We start from the raw sequence: 17489 nt of genomic DNA on the forward strand, positions 1-17489 counted from the left end.
CGGCAGATCCCGGCCTCGTGGCAGCTGCCGATGCTTTGAGTTGCTGACCTAAGGGGAGTTGGCTATTTCAGCCAGATACCGTTGCGACGCACGGCATGCATCCAGCTCTAGAACGCTTCACGATCGCGTTATAGTCGCGAAGCTTCTCTAGCTGGTTGATTTTACCGCATTTTCTACGACGAACCGGAATTCGCTTTGTCGGAAAATGCTCTAAGCAGACTTGCGTTGGCAGGCCAACGCTTTGTCCGTTTAGGCTCTTGTTTATCGCAGATTGTTGCCGCCGAACCGGTGACCACTTCGGCGAAATCTGCTTAGGCCGGCCGGAGTAGACCGAAGGAGGTCGGCGACCGGCGGCAACGCAACGGTGCCTGTCCCGGCCGCTCGGGCCGTCAGGGTTTGGACTGGCCCCTCTTGTCTCCAGCCGCTTGTCGATAAGGGGCCTGCCGACGCCGTCGGACTGATGCCGGGCGGCGCGTGGTGCCACGGAGCGCGGATGTCCGCCTGCCGGCGCCGTGAAGCAATCCGCAAGGGTGGCGTGGCCGGATGCGGCTCGGACACCGTCGAGGTGCCGCATTGTTCCGTCACCGACCGCCGTGGTGTCGCGGGACTGCACGGATGGCGTCCCCACGGCGGTGAGCGAAAGCCTTTCCGAGCGCGTCGACCGGGCACGGCATCATGGGAATGCACCAGCGTCACAGGCTTCAACCCGATCCAGCCGCTGCTTACACCTAAATACTGTTGACGATTTGCAGATACTGCTCGGCAATTTCGCGAGGATTTCCGAAATTACGCTCAGCCAGAAATCCAGAGTTTGCATCCTCGGAAGCGGTCTGCATCTCCGTGTCATAGTAATATAAAGATTCTATTTGTGTTAATGAGTCTATCATGATATAGTTTGAATTGACGTGCGGTGTTGGATTGATACCAAAGATGCGCGAGGGAGTTGTCGCTAAGATGTTGGTGTGAAAATACGACCCTACAGTACCCAGAATAATGGATCGGGAACAAAACAGCCGAAGTTGATCGGCGAAACTCATTTGTTCAGGATAAAAAATATCGATGCCTGCTTTTGATAAGATGGGCAGCAAATCGATTTCGTTTTTAATCCTGCCGACGCCGATCGTCAGTTTCGCCTTCGACAAGTAGGCAGGAGTGTCGGTGGTGCGGATGCCTGCTGCATTGTCGGTGACGTGGCGACCAATGTATCGGCAGAAGTCGCGATACATTTGATGAGCTTGATATTGTTCTTCAAAGCTAGTGCTGGGTATCGTGACATTTCTTAGATTGATCGGAGTGCCAAATACAACAAAATCGTCGGGCTGCAAATTCAAGGTGCGGCAAATTTCTGCAAAAAACGGGAAGCGGAACCATTCACTCGGCGTCCCGTGACCATGACAGAGCACTTTTGCCCGGTGGTGTCTGAGTTTTTGCAGTGCCCAAAAGCGTGGCAGCGTGTTGATCAGGAAGTGGCCATAGTGTAGGTTGATCCTGCCGACATAGATATAATCGAAATCCGGCGCTTCGACTGTAATATGGTCAGGGTTGATTTTTGCTTCGACAACTTGCCCGTTCGTTCCGCGCTCCGAGCCGCGGAAATCAACAGAATCGTAGATCACGTGCCCGGAACGATTGTATATTCCCCAGCCTTGATCCAGTGCAATTGGTATATATGAGGCTCTTTCTACTTTTATAATGCTTGGGTCAGATGTTACGATCTGGTGGTTCCCCCAATTTTCGCGACATTGAGCCAATGACATGTTGATGCCTTCGCGACTGAAAGAATTCGAGGCGACGCGAATATTCGAGCGTGCCCACGCCGCACGTGGCCACGCTCGTTACAGGAGGAACGCCATGGTGACAATGGCCTCTCTGCTCCGGACAAAGGCAAAGCATAAATCAGTTGCCAATGATGGTATGGCACTAATTTAAAATATAGAAATTGTCTTTAGATTGCATTCGAATTGGAAGTTGAATGTAAAAATAAATCCTCCTCGAAGCCATGATCCGGAATTTTCTCATCGCCCCCATTGCATTTGAGCGCAGGAAAGTGTCCTGTCCTGGCTGCTGTTCCCGATCTGCCTGATTGTTGGGCCGCGCTCCATTGTCATGGTGCCGTTGATCGCCGACATGAAGCCGTCGCCGAACTGCTCTCAGATCAATCCGGTCCAAGCGGTGCCATAAACCGTCATCTAGTCGTAGAAGCAGTCGATCAGCGGATCCCTTGGCGGCATCTGCGGCATCGAGCGCTCGTTCAGCATCCGCTCATCGGCCCCCGGGAGGCCTTATAGGGCCGCCGCTTCTGCGGGCCGGGCCTTGGGCAGCGTCGTTTGGCCGAGGCAAGCGGCGGTCATCCCGCCCGTCTTGCGCGTGATGTCGAGGCGCTTGTCGGTCGGTCTTCGCGCTCACTCGGTGTCTCCCTCCGGTCGATGACGTCCGTGAGCGTCGGCACCGGCGGCGTCCGACCGGGGCTCCGGCATGCGGCGGCAGGGCATGTGCCGGCTGAGGGGGAAGACGCGACCGGGCGGGCTTCAGCGCCGCTGCTCGCACAGCGTCTTCACGTAAGTCCCGGCCTCGGTGCCGCGGCCCGACCCGGCGGCGATGGCGGGGCCGAGCAGCAGGCATTCCTGCGGCGTGTGGGCCGGGTGGGTGATGACGTCCTGGGCGGTGGTGCGGGTGCAGTCCTTCGCCGCCAGCGACGAGGCGCAGATCAGCGTGACGACGAGGATGGTGGGCAAGGCGGCCTCCCGGATGAAGGAGGCGGACCTCCTCGTGGGGGAGGAATCATAGTGCCTGGCGCGACCGCGCCAACGTGCATGTCCGGCGTTATCTTGCCTCAGGGGGAGGGCGCCAACTCCGCCAAACGAGCGACGAGGCGGCGCGCCACCTCGTCCTTCGCGAGCGTCGGCCAGCTCTCGAGGCTGCCGTCGCGGCCGATCAAGTGGACCGCATTGCGGTCGCCTCCCATCACGCCGGTCGCCGCCGAGACGTCATTGGCGACGATCAGGTCGCAGCCCTTCCGGGCGATCTTGGCCCGGGCATGGGCGATCACGTCGGTGGTCTCGGCGGCAAAGCCCACCACCAGGGGCGGGCGCCCCTGCTGCCGGTGCGCGATCGTCGCCAGGATGTCGGGATTCTCTGTGAGCGCGAGGGGAGGGGGACCTTCGGGGCCCTTCTTGATCTTCTCGTCCCCGAAGGTGGCCGGGCGCCAGTCGGCGACGGCGGCAGCGAAGACCGCGATGTCGGCGGGCAGGGCGGCCTCCACCGCCGCCAGCATCTCGCGGGCGGTCTCGATCCGCATGACCGTGACGCCCGGGGGATCGGCCAGCGTTACGGGACCTGAGATCAGGGTCACCCGGGCGCCGGCGGCGGCCGCCGCCGCCGCGATGGCGTGGCCCTGCTTGCCGGAGGAGCGGTTGGCGAGGTAGCGCACCGGGTCGATCGGCTCGTGGGTCGGCCCGGAGGTGACGAGGAGGTGGCGGCCCGCGAGGAGCGTCCCGCGATCCGGCCGGCTTGCGAGCGGGGCTCCGCGTGCCAGCAGGGCTTCGACGGCGTCGGCGATCTCGTCCGGCTCGGCCATCCGGCCGGGCCCTGTCTCGGCCTCCGCCATCCGCCCGACATTCGGCCCCACCACCGCGACGCCGTCGCCCGTCAGCAGGGCGAGGTTGCGCTGCGTCGCCGGGTGCAGCCACATTCGCACATTCATCGCCGGCGCGATCAGGATCGGCAGGGTGGTGGCCAGCAGCACCGTCGAGGCGAGGTCCGGTGCGTGGCCGCCGGCCATCCGGGCGAGCGTGTTGGCGGTGGCCGGCGCCACCACCACGGCGTCGGCGTCCCGGGCGAGCCTGATATGGCCGATATCGGCCTCGTCCGCCCGGTCGAACAGGTCGGTATGGGCGCGTTGCCCGCTGAGCGCAGCGGCGGCGAGCGGGGTCACGAATTCCTGCGCGCCCTTGGTGAGCACGCAGCGCACCGAGGCGCCGCGCTCGCGCAGGCGCCGGATCAGGTCCAGCGCCTTGTAGGCCGCGATGCCGCCCCCGATGACCAGGAGCACCCGTGTGCCGTCGAGCGCGCCCATCCCGCCCCTACACCGTGACCTGCGTGCCGACCTCGACCACGTGCCCGGTCGGGATCTGGAAGAAGTCCGTCGCGTCGTTGGCGTTGCGGGCCAGCGTGATGAACACCCGGTCCTGCCACAGCGGCATGCCGGACTGCGCGGCCGGCCGGATCGAGCGCCGCGACAGGAAGAACGACGTCGCCATGATGTCGAACTTGAAGCCCTGCTTGCGCAGGAGCACCAGGCCCTTCGGAATGTTCGGCGATTCCATGTAGCCGAACTTCATCACGACCTTCCAGAAATGCGGGCCCATCGGCTCGATCCGGACCCGTTCGGCATCGGCGAGGCGCGGCAGGTCGATGGTCTTGACGGTGAGCACGACGTTCTTCTCGTGCAGCACCTTGTTGTGCTTCAGGTTGTGGAGCAGCGCCGCGGGTGCGGTCTCGGGGTCGCTGGTGAGGAAGACGGCCGTGCCGCGGACATGGTGCGGCGGGCTCTTCTCCAGCATGGCGACCAGCTCGGTCAGCGGCACGTCGGTCTTGCGGGTCTTGTTGAACAGGATGGTGACGCCGCGCACCCAGGTCCACATCAGCACCACGAGCCCGCCGGCCAGCAGCAGGGGCATGTAGCCGCCCTCGAACACCTTGAGCAGGTTCGAGACCAGGAACAGCAGCTCGACGGCGATGAACGGCACCATCACGGCGCCGGCGGCGAGCGGCGACCACTTCCAGACCCGCCACAGCACCAGGAAGGCGAGGCCCGCCGTGATCAGCATCGTGCCGGTGACGGCGATGCCGTAGGCCGAGGCGAGGGCGCTGGAGGAGCGGAACAGCACCACCAGGATCACCACGCCGAACATCAGCAGCGTGTTGATCTGCGGCAGGTAGATCTGGCCCGAATGCGATTCCGAGGTGTGGCGGATCTCGAGCCGCGGCAGGAGACCCAGCTGCACCGCCTGGCGCGAGAGCGAGAAGGCGCCGGTGATCACCGCCTGGCTGGCGATGACGGTGGCGGCCGTCGCCAGCAGCACCATCGGCAGCAGGCCCCATTCCGGGACGAGCTGGTAGAACGGATCGGTCGTGTCGGGATGGGCCAGGACCAGGGCGGCCTGGCCGAGATAGTTGATGGCCAGCGCCGGGCCGACGAGGGCGATCCAGGCGGTCTGGATCGGCCGGCGGCCGAAATGGCCGAGATCGGCGAACAGCGCCTCGGCTCCCGTCACCGCCAGGAACACCGCGCCGAGCGCGACCAGCGCCCCGGTGCCGTGGCCGAGCAGGTAATGCACCGCATGCCAGGGATTGAGCGCCCACAGGACCTGCGGCGTGCGGGCGATGTGCGGCAGGGCGGCCAGCGCGAGCGCGGCGAACCACACCAGCATGATCGGGCCGAAGAACGTCGCCATCCGGGCGGTGCCCCGGCTCTGGACCAGGAACAGCGGCAGGATGATCGCGATGGTGATCGGCAGCACGTAATGGTCGAGGGCGGGGGTGACGAGCTTCAGGCCCTCCACCGCCGACAGGACCGAGATCGCCGGGGTGATGATCGCGTCGCCGTAGAACAGGGCGGCGCCGCACAGGCCCAGCATGAACACGACGTGCGAGCCGCCGAGCGCTTTACGGGCGAGCGCCATCAGCGACAGGATGCCGCCCTCGCCCTTGTTGTCCATCTGCAACAGCAGGAGGACGTACTTGATCGTGACGATGAGCACCAGCGCCCAGAGCAGCAGCGAGACGGTGCCGAGCACCTCCTCGCCGGTCAGCACGCCGTCGGCCCGGCCGGGGGCCAGGGCTTCGCGGAAGGCGTAGAGCGGGCTCGTGCCGATATCGCCGTAGACGACGCCGACGGAGCCGATGAACAGGGTCCAGAAGCTCGCCTGGGCGTGCCCGTGGCCCTCGGCCTCGTCGACGCTGCCGGCCTTTGTCGGCGGGCCGCCGCTCGGCGGGGTGAGGCTATCGGGCGGCGCGACGGGTCCGCCCGTGGGTGCGGCTGACTGTGTCATGTCTGTTCGGGGGATGCGCCCGCGGGCGGCCGGGATTGCCGCCAAGCGCGCTGATGGGCAGGGTGGCGGGCTCGAATCCAAGAACGGTCCAAGAACGGCCCGGCGCATCCGCCGGGCCAGATTGTGGCAGGATTGTAGCACGAGCCCGGAGGGGCGCAAGGCGGCCTGCGCCTACCCCTCCGTCAACCGGCCTGCAATCCGCGCCTCGACAGGGCTGCGTCGTGCAGCGCCACGTCTTTGCGGCAAGGTCGTCGCTGAACCGGAGACCGATTCGGCGACGGACGCCCGGGCCGTTACTCGGCGGCGCTGCGGCGCCCTTGTCCGAAGCGGCGCTCGATGTAGTCGATCACGATGCCCTCGAAATCCTTGGCCAGCGTCGGGCCGCGCAGGGTCATCGCCTTCTTGCCGTCGATGAAGACCGGGGCGGTCGGGGTCTCGCCGGTGCCGGGCAGCGAGATGCCGATATCGGCGTGCTTCGACTCGCCCGGGCCGTTGACGATGCAGCCCATCACGGCGACGTTCAGCCCCTCGACCCCCGGATAGGTCTTGCGCCATTCCGGCATCGAGGTGGTGATCCAGTTCTGGATGTCGCGGGCCAGTTCCTGGAACACCGTCGAGGTGGTGCGGCCGCAGCCCGGGCAGGCGGCGACGAGGGGCACGAAGGTGCGGAAGCCCATGGTCTGGAGCAGCTCCTGGGCCACCTTCACCTCGACGGTGCGGTCGCCGCCGGGCTCCGGGGTCAGGGAGTAGCGGATCGTGTCGCCGATGCCCTCCTGGAGCAGCACGCCGATCGCCGCGGAGGCCGCCACGATGCCCTTGGTGCCCATGCCGGCCTCGGTCAGGCCGAGATGGATGGCGTAGTCGGAGCGCCGCGCCACCTCGCGGTAGACGGCGATCAGATCCTGCACCGCCGAGACCTTGGCGGAGAGCACGATCCGGTCCTTGGGCAGGCCGATCTCCACCGCCCGGTCGGCGGAGAGGAGGGCCGATTGCACCATCGCCTCGCGCATGACCGCACGGGCGTCGCGAGGACGGGCCGAGTTGGCGTTCTCGTCCATCATGTGGGTGAGGAGCGCCTCGTCGAGCGAGCCCCAATTGGCGCCGATGCGGACCGCCTTGCCGTAGCGGGCCGCCAGCTCGACGATGGTGCCGAACTGGAGGTCCTTCTTCTCCTTGAAGCCGACATTGCCCGGATTGATCCGGTACTTGGCCAGCGCCTCGGCGCAGGCCGGATGGTCGGAGAGGAGCTTGTGGCCGATATAGTGGAAGTCGCCGACGAGGGGCACGGTGACGCCGATGCGGTCCAGCCGCTCGCGGATCTTCGGCACGGCGACGGCCGCCTCGTCACGGTCGACGGTGATGCGGACCACCTCGGACCCGGCGCGGGCCAGCGCGGCGACCTGCGCCACCGTGGCGTCGACGTCGGCAGTGTCGGTATTGGTCATCGACTGCACGACGATCGGGGCGCCGCCGCCCATCACGACCGCGCCCTCGCCCTCGCCGATCCGGACGCCGACGGTGCGGTGCCGGGGGCTCGGACCGGCGATCTCGGGGGCGGATTCCGCCGGGGCGTTCGCGGCGAGGGCTTCCATGGCTTCCATCGGATACCTTCAGGGGGTCGTTCGCGGGAGACGTGTGACGCGGGATGGGATCGGGGTCGCGACGAGCGCGGCGTGACCACCGTCTAGAGCATTTCCGGCGGCAGTGGAAATCGCTTCGCCCGCATGAAAGCCCGGCGCGATCAACGGGCTAGGTCCGTGCGGACCGGAATGCCGCGACATCCTCGCCGAAACCGACATCGTTGCCGAAACATCGTGCCGTCTCGCCCGGCGGCACGCCGCCGCGTCACCTTAGCTGAGGATGCCGGGTTCAGGCGTCAAGCGCGTGACATCGGCCGCGTGACGCCGGCATCCTCTCGGCTGTCCCCGGCGTGGTTCCCGCGGGCGGCGCTTGCGCGACTTTGCATCGCACCATTTGGCTTTCGCAATGCAGCGCACCACATCCCTCGGCATGATGGACTCAGCCTCTCTCCACGAACCGGACCGGAGCGCGGGCGATCGCGATCCCCTCCCGTCCCTGCCGCCACACGTGGCTCCCGGGCCACAGGCCGCCTCCGGCCCCCTCGGCCGCGGCCTCGTCGGCCCCCGGGCCGAGAAGGCGATCGCCCTGGCACTCCAGGGCGGCGGCGCCCACGGCGCCTTCACCTGGGGCGTGCTCGACGCCCTGATCGAGGATGGCCGCCTCGCCTTCGAGGCGATCACCGGGGCGAGCGCCGGCGCCATGAACGCCGTCGTGATGGTCGATGGCTGGCTGCGCGGTGGCCCGGACGGCGCCCGCACCCGCCTCGAGGCGTTCTGGCGCGAGGTGAGCGTCGACGCTGACCTGCCGCAGGCGCAGCGGACCGTCCTCGACGGGGTGATGAGCTTCTGGAAGAAGACTCCGGCCGGGGCGTTCTGGAACGCGCTCGCCAGCCCCTACACGTCGAACCCGCTCAACATCAATCCGCTCAAGCGGGCGCTCGCCGACACGGTCGATTTCGAGGCGTTGCGCCGGGACGGGCCGGCCGACCTGTTCATCTCGGCCACCAACGTCTGGACCGGCAAGATGGCGGTGTTCGAGCGGCCGGACCTCACGGTCGACCACCTGATGGCCTCGGCCTGCCTGCCGACGGTGTTCCAGGCGGTGGAGATCGACGGCGTTCCGCACTGGGACGGCGGCTATCTCGGCAACCCGCCGCTCTATCCCCTCTATCACGGCGCCCGCTCCCGGGACATCCTGCTCGTCCAGATCAACCCGGTCGAGCGCCGCGAGACCCCCCGCAGCCCGGCCGAGATCCGCGACCGTCTCAACGAGATCACCTTCAATGCCAACCTGCTGCGCGAATTGCGGGCGATCGACTTCGTCGACGACCTGATCGAGGATGGCGTGCTCGGGCGCTCGAACGCCTACAAGCAGGTGCTCCTTCACCGCATCGATGGCAGCGGCGGCGCCCTCGACGACGCCTCCGCCTCCTCGCGGCTGCGGGCGCAATGGCCGTTCTTCCTCCAGCTGCGCGATGCCGGCCGCGACGCGGCGACGGCGTGGCTGGCGCAGAACTACGACGCGGTCGGGCGAGAGAGCACGCTGGATCTGAAGGCGATGTACACCTGAGGCGCCACACCCCAATCCTTCCCCCCGCGGGGGGAGGGTTCAGATGCGTGTCGCCCAGACCTTTCCAGCCAGTCGACTTGACGCCCTAAAATATTAGTGCACCAATGGATGGAAAGCACGGAGTGATCCGTAGCGATCACGGGCCGGCAGAGCCCGCGTGCCGCAAACGGGGGAAACATGACGATCACACGCCGCACAGCGGTCGCGGGCCTCGCGGCCGGGACCGGCCTCGCCCTGTCCGGGCGGGCCTGGGCGCAGCTTCCCCTGCCGACATCGCCCGTCGTCGTCACGGTGGTGGACGTGGCGGGCAACCTCGCTCTGACCCAGAAGGCGATCGAGACGTATCGCCGGGCAAAGCCCGGCATCGTCTCGCGCTTCGCCTTCACCAAGGCGCCGGCGCCGGAACTGCCCTCGAAGCTCAAGGCACAGCAGGCGGCCGGCCGGGTCGACATCGACCTCGTGCTCACCGGCACCGACGGCATCGCCGCCGGCATCGAGCAGGCGCTCTGGATCGACCTGAAGCCCTATGCCGGCCAGCTGCCGAAGCCCGGCGACATCTACCAGCCGGCCGCGCTCCGCCTGAACGGCCTGGCGCAAGGCCAGGGCCTCTGCGTCGCCTGGTACCCGTCGGGCCCCCTGATCGAGTACATGCCCGAGCGGGTGAAGACGGTGCCGACGACAGCCGAAGAGCTGTTGGCCTGGGCGCGCCAGAACAAGGGCAAATTCATGTATGCCCGCCCGGCCAATTCCGGGCCCGGCCGCACCTGGATCATGGGCCTGCCCTACATCCTCGGCGACAAGGACCCGACCGAACCGGACAAGGGCTGGGACAAGACCTGGGACTACCTCAAGGCGATCGGCGAGACGGTCGATTACTATCCGGGCGGCACCTCGCAGACGATGAAGGAGCTGGGCGAAGGCAGCCGCGACATCATCGTCTCGACCACCGGCTGGGACATCAATCCCCGCGTGCTCGGCGTGGTGCCGGCGGAGGCCAAGGTCGGGACGCTGAAGAACTTCCGCTGGGTGGCCGACGCCCATTACATGGCGGTGCCAAAGGGCGTGCCGGACGAGAAGCTCGCAGTCATTCTCGACCTGATGGCCTTCCTGCTCCAGCCGGCGCAGCAGGCCTATACCTATGACGAGGGCTACTTCTATCCCGGCCCCGCCGTGAAGGGCGTCACCCTCGACATGGCTCCGCCGGAGAGCCGCGCGGCGCTCAAGGAATTCGGCCGGCCGGACTACGACCGGATGATCGCCGAGACCCCGATCGAGATGCCGCTCGACCCCGACAAGCTGGTGGTGGCCTTCCGCCGCTGGGACGAGCAGGTCGGCTCCGGAAAGAAGCGATAGCCATTCCCGCCTGATCAGTTTGCTCCGTCACAAGTCGCGGGATCCCCTCTCCCGTCTGGGAAAGGGGCGGCGCGCCAAGACTTGATCGACCTGATCTGGCGGAAGCCGACACGGCGCGATCGGAGCCAAAAGGTCCGAAGCGGCAGGGAGATCACGAATGACGCTGTCTGATCGGGCGCCGCAGGACTTGTGCTTGAGCGGCCTGAGCCGCCGGTTCGGCGCGATGACCGCCCTCGACGGGCTCGACCTGACGATCAGGGGCGGCGAGTTCGTCGCCCTCCTGGGGCCCTCCGGCTGCGGCAAGTCGACGGCACTCAACTGCATCGCCGGGCTCCTGCCGCTCACCGGCGGGTCGATCCATCTCGGCGAGCGCCGCATCGACCGGCTGAAGCCCGAGGAGCGCGGCTTCGGCATGGTGTTCCAGAGCTACGCGCTGTTCCCGCACATGAACGTGGCGAAGAATGTCGGCTTCGGCCTCGCCATGCGGGGCATCAAGGGTGAGGCGGCGGCGCGCCGGGTCGAGGACGCGCTGGCGCTGGTGCGGCTGCAATCGCAGGCGGGCAAGCTCCCGGGCCAGATGTCCGGCGGCCAGCAGCAGCGCGTCGCCATCGCCCGGGCAATCGTGATCGAGCCGCCGGTGGTGCTGATGGACGAGCCCTTGTCGAACCTCGACGCCAAGCTGCGCCTGGAGATGCGGGCCGAGATCCGCCGCATTCACGACGCCATCGGGTCGACCACCATCTACGTCACCCACGACCAGGACGAGGCCCTGTCGATGGCCGACCGGATCGTGGTGATGCGCGACGGGCGCATCCGCCAGGTCGGCACGCCGGAAGACCTCTACGAGCGCCCGGCCCATCCGGACGTCGCCGACTTCATGGGTTTTCGCAATCGCCTGCACGGGCGCGCGGTCGCGGTCGACGGCGACCGGGCCGAGGTCGAGATCTGCGGCACCCGCCTCGCCGGCACCCTGCGAGAAGCGGTCAGCCCCGGCGCCCCCGCGGTCGCGGCGATCCGCCCCGAGGACCTGACCCTCGCGGCCGACGGCCTGCCGGCCCGGGTCGCCAGCGTCGAGTATCGCGGCCGGGCCTTCTTCGGCACCGCCGTGGCGCAGGACGGGACCGAACTGTTCTTCCGCTCCGACCGGGCGGTGGCCCAGGACGAGCTGCTGCACCTCGCCGCCGCCTCGCCCCGGGTCCTGGTCTTTCCCGGGGAGGCGGCGTGACCTCGGCCTCGCTCCCCAAGGCCGCGCCGGCCTCGGGCCGGGACGAGGCGCCGCCGCTCTCGGTGCGGTTGGCCGCCCGCGGCCTCGACGGCACCACGCTCCTGGTGCTGCCGGCTTTCCTCGCGATCCTCGGCCTGTTCGTCTATCCCTTCGCCTACGGGCTGGTGCTGTCGGTGCAGCCGAAAGCCGGGGCGTGGTGGGCGAACTACGCCCGGTTCTTCGCCGACCCGTTCCTCTCCGACACCATCGCGGCGACCCTGCGCCTCGCGCTCCCGGTCACCGTGCTCAACCTCGTGCTGGCGGTGCCGATCGCCTTGCGGGTGCGGCTGATGCGCCACCAGCGCCTGCTCACCACGATCCTGGTCCTGCCGATCACGCTGGGCACCGTGCTGGTGGCGGAGGGCCTGTTGAACTTCCTCGGGCCGCAGGGCTGGTTCAACCGCGTGCTGGTCTGGCTCGGGGTGATCGGCAGCCCGCTCAAGCTCACCAACAATTACGGAGGCGTGTTCGCCTCGCTCCTCATCACCGGCTTCCCGTTCGCGTTCCTGCTCACGCTCTCCTCGGTCACCGGCATCGATCCGGCGCTGGAGCAGGCGGCGGCGGCCCATGGGGCCAATGCCTGGCAGCGGTTCACGCGGGTGATCCTGCCGCTGATCCTGCCCGGCCTCGCGGTGACCTTCTGCCTGTCCTTCGTCCAGGCTTTCTCGGTGTTTCCGTCCGCGGTGCTGCTCGGCGCACCGGCCGGCGCCACGCGGGTGATCTCGATCGCGGCCTACCAGGCGGCGTTCGAGGACTACGACTATTCGCTCGCCTCAGCGATCGCGATGATCATGGGGGCGGTCCAGCTCGCCATCGTGGCGGCGGTGCTGTGGGGGCGCAGCCTGCTCTATACCGGCCCGGTCGGAGGCACCAAGGGATGATCCGCGACACCGGCCCCGGCTCGCGCCTGTGGCGGATGGCGGTCTGGGCCGTCACGCTGCTGTTCTGCCTCAACCTCCTGGCGATGATCGCCGCGGTGGTGCTCAACTCCTTCGCCACGCGCTGGCTCGGCACCTGGCTGCCGCTCGGCTTCACCACCCGCTGGTACGCCGCATCCTGGGACGAGTTCCAGCTCGGCGACGTGCTGGTGGTGACCTTGCAGGTGGTGTTCCTGGTGGTGCTGGTTTCAGGGCTCCTCGGGGTCACGGCGGCCTACGCGCTGGCGCGGCGCGACTTCCCGGGCAAGCGGCTGGTGATGCTGGTCTTCCTGCTGCCGCTGCTCGTCCCGCCGATCACCTACGGCATCCCGCTCGCCACCGTGCTCTACCGGGCGGGCCTGGCCGGCACGCTGTGGGGCGTGGTGCTGGCCAACCTCGTCCCGAGCATCCCGTTCGTGGTGCTGGTGATGATCCCGTTCATCGAGCAGATCGACCCGCGCATCGAGGCGGCGGCCCGGGTTTTCGGCGCCGGCACGGGCCAGCTCTTCCTGCGGGTGCTGCTGCCGCTGCTGATCCCCGGCATCCTGGCCGCCCTGCTGCTGGTGCTGGTGCGAACCATCGCGATGTTCGAGCTGACCTTCCTGGTCGCCGGGCCGACGAGTCAGACGCTGGTGGTGGCGCTCTATTACGCGGTCTTCGCCGCCGGCGTGCGGGCCGGGCAGTCGATCGACGCCATGGCGGTGGTCTACATGGCGGTGACGCTGGTCTGGCTGGTGATCGCGCTGCGCTTCGTCAACCCGACGCAGATCGTGGCGAGGGCGAAGCAGCAGGGGGCGTCGTGAGGGTGGGCGTCTGCGGGGGCTCCTATTCCGGGCTTGGAACGGGCGAGGCTTGAGGACCAAGTCCGGTCAGTTTGGCAGGGAGAATGTCCAGAAGAGGAGAATTACAGGCATTCCAAGCCTTTATCTTTGAACATGATCGATCGAAACGCACGAAACCAAGCGGCCAACCTTGTCGAAGGGTATTGGGCAGGAAAAATATCGAACGACGATCTAGATGATGCTTGGCCAAACAGCAAGGATCGCGGTGTTGTGGCAGTTTTTGGTTTCATGTGGACTCTTTATGACGATTTAAAAACTCATTTTGTGCACCAAGAAGATGTCGACAATGTGAAATTAAATTGTATTGTCAAAAATTGTGTAGAATTTTTGCGATCAGATGATGAATATACTTGGCCGCATTCGGCTGTAATTTACGGAAATGTGCGGTATTCACGTTGGGCAGTCATTGTATCCTTGGGTCTGCTGGGATGGTGTAATAGATTGGCGGCTGCGCGTGAACGTCGTTACTGGAATGAGATGCACGCTCACGGCGATGTCGAGGCTTGGCCTTTCACGGTGAAGCGGGTCCGCTAAGCAGATTTCGCAAAAATGGCAACTGGATTTGCGGCAAAGATCTTGCGCCAAGCAGATGAATAAGCGGTCGAAGCGTCGACGTGCTCACGGTACACGACAACACGGTTCGTCTGGAGTTCAGTTCCTTCCCACCCGCGACCTCAGGATGAGGTTGCGGGTGGGAGAGCCCCGCTGCGGCAGGATTCACGCCACTGTCGGTACCGTGGGCGTGCCAACGCAAGTCTGCTTAGGGGGCGACGACAGCAGCCCCCTCGCGGAGCCAAGCCGATCAGGTTCCGGCCCGAGAAATCGTTACCCTCATCCCCGGAACCGCCACACCCCCGTCCGCTTGATCTCGGCATCCTCCAGCGCCCGGGTCACCGGAACCTCGTAGGTGGCGACGGCGTCCAGCCGGTCCTTCGGCAGGTAGGCCCGGCCGGGATCGCCGAGCAGCACCCGCGCGCCGCGGGCATGAAGCCCCGCCAGCCAGTCCCCGACCCGCGCGGCGAGGTCGCGCTCGTAGAAGATGTCGGCGGCGAGCACGCAGTCCCAGCCGTCGTCGCGGCCGATCAGGTCGGCTCTTGTCGCGGTGATGCGGTCGGCGACGCCGTTCTCCGCCGCGTTGAGGCCGATCGCCGCGAGCGCGAAGGGATCGAGGTCGCTCGCCTCGACCGAGGCCGCGCCAGCCAGCGCCGCCGCGATGCCGACGAGGCCGGAGCCGGAGGCGAAGTCGAGCACCCGGGCGCCCGCCACCGTCTCGGGATGCTCCAGCACGTAAGCCGCGAGCGCCTGGCCGCCGGCCCAGGCGAAGGCCCAGAACGGCGGCGGCAGGCCGATCGCGCCCAATTCCTCCTCGGTGCGGCCCCACAGCTCCGTCGCCTCGTCGGCGACGTGCAGGCGGATCGCCGGGGCGTGCGGCACCGGGCGCAAGGCGGTATGGGTGCGGATGAACGCGACCGGGTCCATCAGGCAAGCTCCGCGTAGAGCCGGACCACGCGCTCCGTCACCGCCGCCTCGGTGAAGCCGCCCTCGACGATGCGGGCCCGGGCCGCCGCACCCATCCGGGCGACGAGGGCGGGGTCGGCGGCGAGCCGCACCATGGCGGCGGCCAGCGCCCGCGGATCGTCCGGCGGCACGACCAGACCCTCGATCCCGTCCCGCACCAGGGTCCGGCAGCCCGGCACGTCGGTGGTGAGGATCGCCCGTCCGCTGGCGGCGGCTTCGAGCAGCGCCCGCGGCAGCCCCTCGCCGCCCCGCGAGGGCAGGCAGGCGACATGGGCTTGGCTCAACGCCGCGGCGACGTCGCCGGTGGCGCCGTGCCAGGCGACGCCGTCCCGCGACCAGTCGCGCAGGGTGGCCTCCGGGATCGCCCGGCGGTTCGACGGGTCGGGGGCGCCGTAGAGCGCCAGTTCCAGGTTCGCGCCCTCGGCCCTGGCAAGGCGCGCGGCCTCCACCGCGGTATCGACCCCCTTCGACCACAGCATCCGGGCGGTCAGCGCGATCCGAAGAGGAAGAGGGGGCGGCAGCGGTTGCGGCACCCAGACCTCGGGGTCGATCCCGGCGCCGCCGACCACGGTGACCCGGGGGCTCTCCGGGTCGAGACCAAGCAGCCGGGCGTCGTCCGGGTTCTCGAACAGGTAGCGGGTGCGGGCGGTCTCCAGGGGGCCGCGGATCAGGAGGCGCAAGGCGCGGCGGGCGAGGCGCCCGGTCCGGTCCTGGCGGGCGCCGATCAGTCCGAGGCCGGTCAGCGCGTAGACCCGGGACGGGATGCCGGCGAGCGTCGCCGCCGCGCCGCCGATCAGGATGCCGCGCAGCGCGATGCCGTGGACGATGTCGGCCTTCAATGCCTTCAGGATCGCCGCGAGCTGTCCGGCGGCGTAGCCCGCCGCCATCGGGTTGAGGCTCGACCGCTCGGCCTCGAGCGCCACCACCCGGGCGCCGGTCGCCGCGATGGCATCGCGATGCGCCCGCACGCGGGTGACGACCGAGACGTGGTAGCCGGCCGCCACCGCGGCGCGGGCCATCGGCAGGAAATGCGAGGCGAAGAACCAATCCTCGGTGACCACGACGGCGATATGCGCCCGTCTGTCCCCCCGGCTCGCGTCCTGTGGCTGCACCCGGTCTCTCCCGCTCGTCGAGGCTCCTCCCTACAGCCTGGCGCCGCGCCGGGATACCGCCGGCCATACTCCAGACCGGTAGAGGAACCGGGAAGGCGGCGCGCCGGTTGAGTGCGACCTGGAGAGCCCGTGAGGTCGTGACACCCATGCTGTCGGATCCCAAGAAGGCGGACTCGGCCGCCGCGGATCGCGTCGACACCCGCGACGCCGCCCGCGAGGCGGGTCTGCGTTACGTGAGCGACGAGGAGCCGGGCTATCGCCGCAAGCGCAGCGGACGCGGGTTCGCCTACGTCGATGCCGCTGGCGCCCGGGTGCGGGACGCGGCGGCGCTGGCGCGGATCAAGGCCCTGGCGATCCCGCCGGCCTATACCGACGTGTGGATCTGCCGCCACGCCAACGGCCACATCCAGGCCACCGGGCGCGATGCCCGCGGCCGCAAGCAGTACCGCTACCATCCCGAGTTCCGCCAGGCGCGGGACAGCACCAAGTTCGCCCACATGATGACCTTCGCGGAGGCGCTACCGGGCCTGCGCGCGACGGTGCAGGCGCATATGGGCCGGCGCGGCCTGTCCCGCGAGACGGTGCTCGCCACGGTGGTGCACCTGCTGGAGACCACCCTGATCCGGGTCGGCAACGACGACTACGCCAAGCAGAACAAGAGCTACGGCCTCACCACCCTGCGCGACCCGCACGTCACGGTGGAGGGCAAGGCGCTGACGTTCCGCTTCAAGGGCAAGAGCAACAAGATCTGGGAACTGGCTGTCCACGACCGCCGGGTGGCGAAGATCGTCAAAGCCTGCCAGGACCTGCCCGGCCAGGAACTCTTTCAATACCTCGACGAGGACGGGGTGCAGCGGGACGTGACCTCGGCCGACGTGAACGCCTATTTGCGCGAGATCACCGGGCGCGACATCACCGCGAAGGACTTCCGCACCTGGTCCGGCACGGTGCTGGCCGCCATGGCGCTCCGCGAGTTCGAGGCTTTCGACAGCCAGGCAGGAGCCAAGCGCAACGTGCGGGCCGCCATCGAGCGGGTGGCCGAGCGGCTCGGCAACACGCCGACCATCTGCCGCAAGTGCTACGTCCACCCGGAGATTCTCGGCTGCTATCTCGAGGGCGCGCTGCTGCTCCAGGTCAAGGACGAGGTTCAGGCGGCTTTGCGCGACGAGATCGGCTCGTTGCGGCCGGAGGAGACGGCGGTGCTCGGCCTGCTCCAGGGCCGCCTCGCCCGGGCCGGGCGGGAGGCCGAGGCCGGAGCGGGGCCGGCGCGCCGGAAGGCG

At 67.7% G+C, this 17489-nt stretch carries 14 protein-coding genes; 7 read left to right on the top strand and 7 right to left on the bottom strand.

The features are described 5' to 3' along the window. Window positions 1-728 precede the first annotated feature (728 nt). The 5 genes from VP06_RS35590 to ispG all read right to left on the bottom strand — a co-directional run bounded on the left by VP06_RS35590 (window position 729) and on the right by ispG (window position 7654). Window positions 729-1616 (bottom strand): glycosyltransferase family 61 protein, encoded by an 888-nt coding sequence (locus VP06_RS35590; RefSeq protein ID WP_197093320.1) that lies wholly within the window; start codon window positions 1614-1616, stop codon window positions 729-731. Between the two features lie 912 nt (window positions 1617-2528). Continuing rightward, window positions 2529-2735: a hypothetical protein gene (locus VP06_RS30230; RefSeq protein ID WP_048467518.1), complete on the bottom strand. Its 207-nt coding sequence runs from the start codon at window positions 2733-2735 to the stop codon at window positions 2529-2531. Between the two features lie 98 nt (window positions 2736-2833). Next, entirely contained in the window at window positions 2834-4075 is a 1242-nt protein-coding gene (gene coaBC / locus VP06_RS30235) for a bifunctional phosphopantothenoylcysteine decarboxylase/phosphopantothenate--cysteine ligase CoaBC (protein WP_048467519.1), read from the bottom strand. 7 nt (window positions 4076-4082) lie between these two features. Further along, on the bottom strand, window positions 4083-6053 hold the full coding sequence (locus VP06_RS30240; protein ID WP_048467520.1) for a potassium transporter Kup: 1971 nt from the start codon (window positions 6051-6053) through the stop codon (window positions 4083-4085). Between the two features lie 293 nt (window positions 6054-6346). Next, window positions 6347-7654: a flavodoxin-dependent (E)-4-hydroxy-3-methylbut-2-enyl-diphosphate synthase gene (ispG, locus tag VP06_RS30245; RefSeq protein WP_048467521.1), complete on the bottom strand. Its 1308-nt coding sequence runs from the start codon at window positions 7652-7654 to the stop codon at window positions 6347-6349. A 409-nt stretch (window positions 7655-8063) separates the two neighbouring features. Here ispG and VP06_RS30250 point away from each other — a divergent pair, with 409 nt between their 5' ends. The 6 genes from VP06_RS30250 (at window position 8064) to VP06_RS36825 (ending at window position 14113) form a co-directional block, all read left to right on the top strand. Beyond that, a complete protein-coding gene (locus VP06_RS30250) occupies window positions 8064-9203 on the top strand; it encodes a patatin-like phospholipase family protein (RefSeq protein ID WP_425350966.1) in 1140 nt (379 codons plus the stop codon). Window positions 9204-9380: 177 nt separating this feature from the next. Continuing rightward, on the top strand, window positions 9381-10556 hold the full coding sequence (locus tag VP06_RS30255; protein WP_048467522.1) for an extracellular solute-binding protein: 1176 nt from the start codon (window positions 9381-9383) through the stop codon (window positions 10554-10556). Between the two features lie 157 nt (window positions 10557-10713). Further along, a complete protein-coding gene (locus VP06_RS30260; RefSeq protein ID WP_048467523.1) occupies window positions 10714-11781 on the top strand; it encodes an ABC transporter ATP-binding protein in 1068 nt (355 codons plus the stop codon). Further along, entirely contained in the window at window positions 11778-12701 is a 924-nt protein-coding gene (locus VP06_RS30265; protein ID WP_048467524.1) for an ABC transporter permease, read from the top strand. The genes VP06_RS30260 and VP06_RS30265 overlap by 4 nt, the downstream gene beginning before the upstream one ends. Beyond that, window positions 12698-13540: an ABC transporter permease gene (locus VP06_RS30270; RefSeq protein WP_048467525.1), complete on the top strand. Its 843-nt coding sequence runs from the start codon at window positions 12698-12700 to the stop codon at window positions 13538-13540. Before VP06_RS30265 ends, VP06_RS30270 begins: the two co-directional genes overlap by 4 nt. 132 nt (window positions 13541-13672) lie before the next feature. Beyond that, window positions 13673-14113 carry a hypothetical protein gene (locus tag VP06_RS36825; RefSeq protein ID WP_156295850.1) on the top strand — a complete coding sequence of 147 codons (441 nt, stop codon included), beginning with the start codon at window positions 13673-13675 and terminating at the stop codon, window positions 14111-14113. A gap of 297 nt (window positions 14114-14410) precedes the next feature. Here the strand turns inward: VP06_RS36825 and VP06_RS30275 are convergent, their stop codons facing one another. Beyond that, complete coding sequence (locus tag VP06_RS30275) at window positions 14411-15058, bottom strand: class I SAM-dependent methyltransferase (protein WP_048467526.1); 648 nt, start codon at window positions 15056-15058, stop codon at window positions 14411-14413. Beyond that, window positions 15058-16209: a glycosyltransferase gene (locus tag VP06_RS30280; protein ID WP_048467527.1), complete on the bottom strand. Its 1152-nt coding sequence runs from the start codon at window positions 16207-16209 to the stop codon at window positions 15058-15060. Before VP06_RS30280 ends, VP06_RS30275 begins: the two co-directional genes overlap by 1 nt. 146 nt (window positions 16210-16355) lie before the next feature. Here VP06_RS30280 and VP06_RS30285 point away from each other — a divergent pair. Further along, on the top strand, window positions 16356-17489 hold a 1134-nt coding region (locus VP06_RS30285; RefSeq protein ID WP_048467528.1), incomplete at its 3' end, for a DNA topoisomerase IB.

The sequence above is a fragment of the Methylobacterium aquaticum genome (assembly GCF_001043915.1).
In the GTDB taxonomy this organism is placed as follows: domain Bacteria; phylum Pseudomonadota; class Alphaproteobacteria; order Rhizobiales; family Beijerinckiaceae; genus Methylobacterium; species Methylobacterium aquaticum.

Excerpts from the sequence above, each read along its gene's own strand:
- coaBC (WP_048467519.1), bottom strand. The coding sequence starts at position 4,075 with ATGGGCGCGCTCGACGGCACACGGGTGCTCCTGGTCATCGGGGGCGGC.
- VP06_RS30240 (WP_048467520.1), bottom strand. The coding sequence starts at position 6,053 with ATGACACAGTCAGCCGCACCCACGGGCGGACCCGTCGCGCCGCCCGAT.
- ispG (WP_048467521.1), bottom strand. The coding sequence starts at position 7,654 with ATGGAAGCCATGGAAGCCCTCGCCGCGAACGCCCCGGCGGAATCCGCC.
- VP06_RS30250 (WP_425350966.1), top strand. The coding sequence starts at position 8,064 with ATGATGGACTCAGCCTCTCTCCACGAACCGGACCGGAGCGCGGGCGAT.
- VP06_RS30255 (WP_048467522.1), top strand. The coding sequence starts at position 9,381 with ATGACGATCACACGCCGCACAGCGGTCGCGGGCCTCGCGGCCGGGACC.
- VP06_RS30260 (WP_048467523.1), top strand. The coding sequence starts at position 10,714 with ATGACGCTGTCTGATCGGGCGCCGCAGGACTTGTGCTTGAGCGGCCTG.
- VP06_RS30270 (WP_048467525.1), top strand. The coding sequence starts at position 12,698 with ATGATCCGCGACACCGGCCCCGGCTCGCGCCTGTGGCGGATGGCGGTC.
- VP06_RS36825 (WP_156295850.1), top strand. The coding sequence starts at position 13,673 with ATGATCGATCGAAACGCACGAAACCAAGCGGCCAACCTTGTCGAAGGG.
- VP06_RS30275 (WP_048467526.1), bottom strand. The coding sequence starts at position 15,058 with ATGGACCCGGTCGCGTTCATCCGCACCCATACCGCCTTGCGCCCGGTG.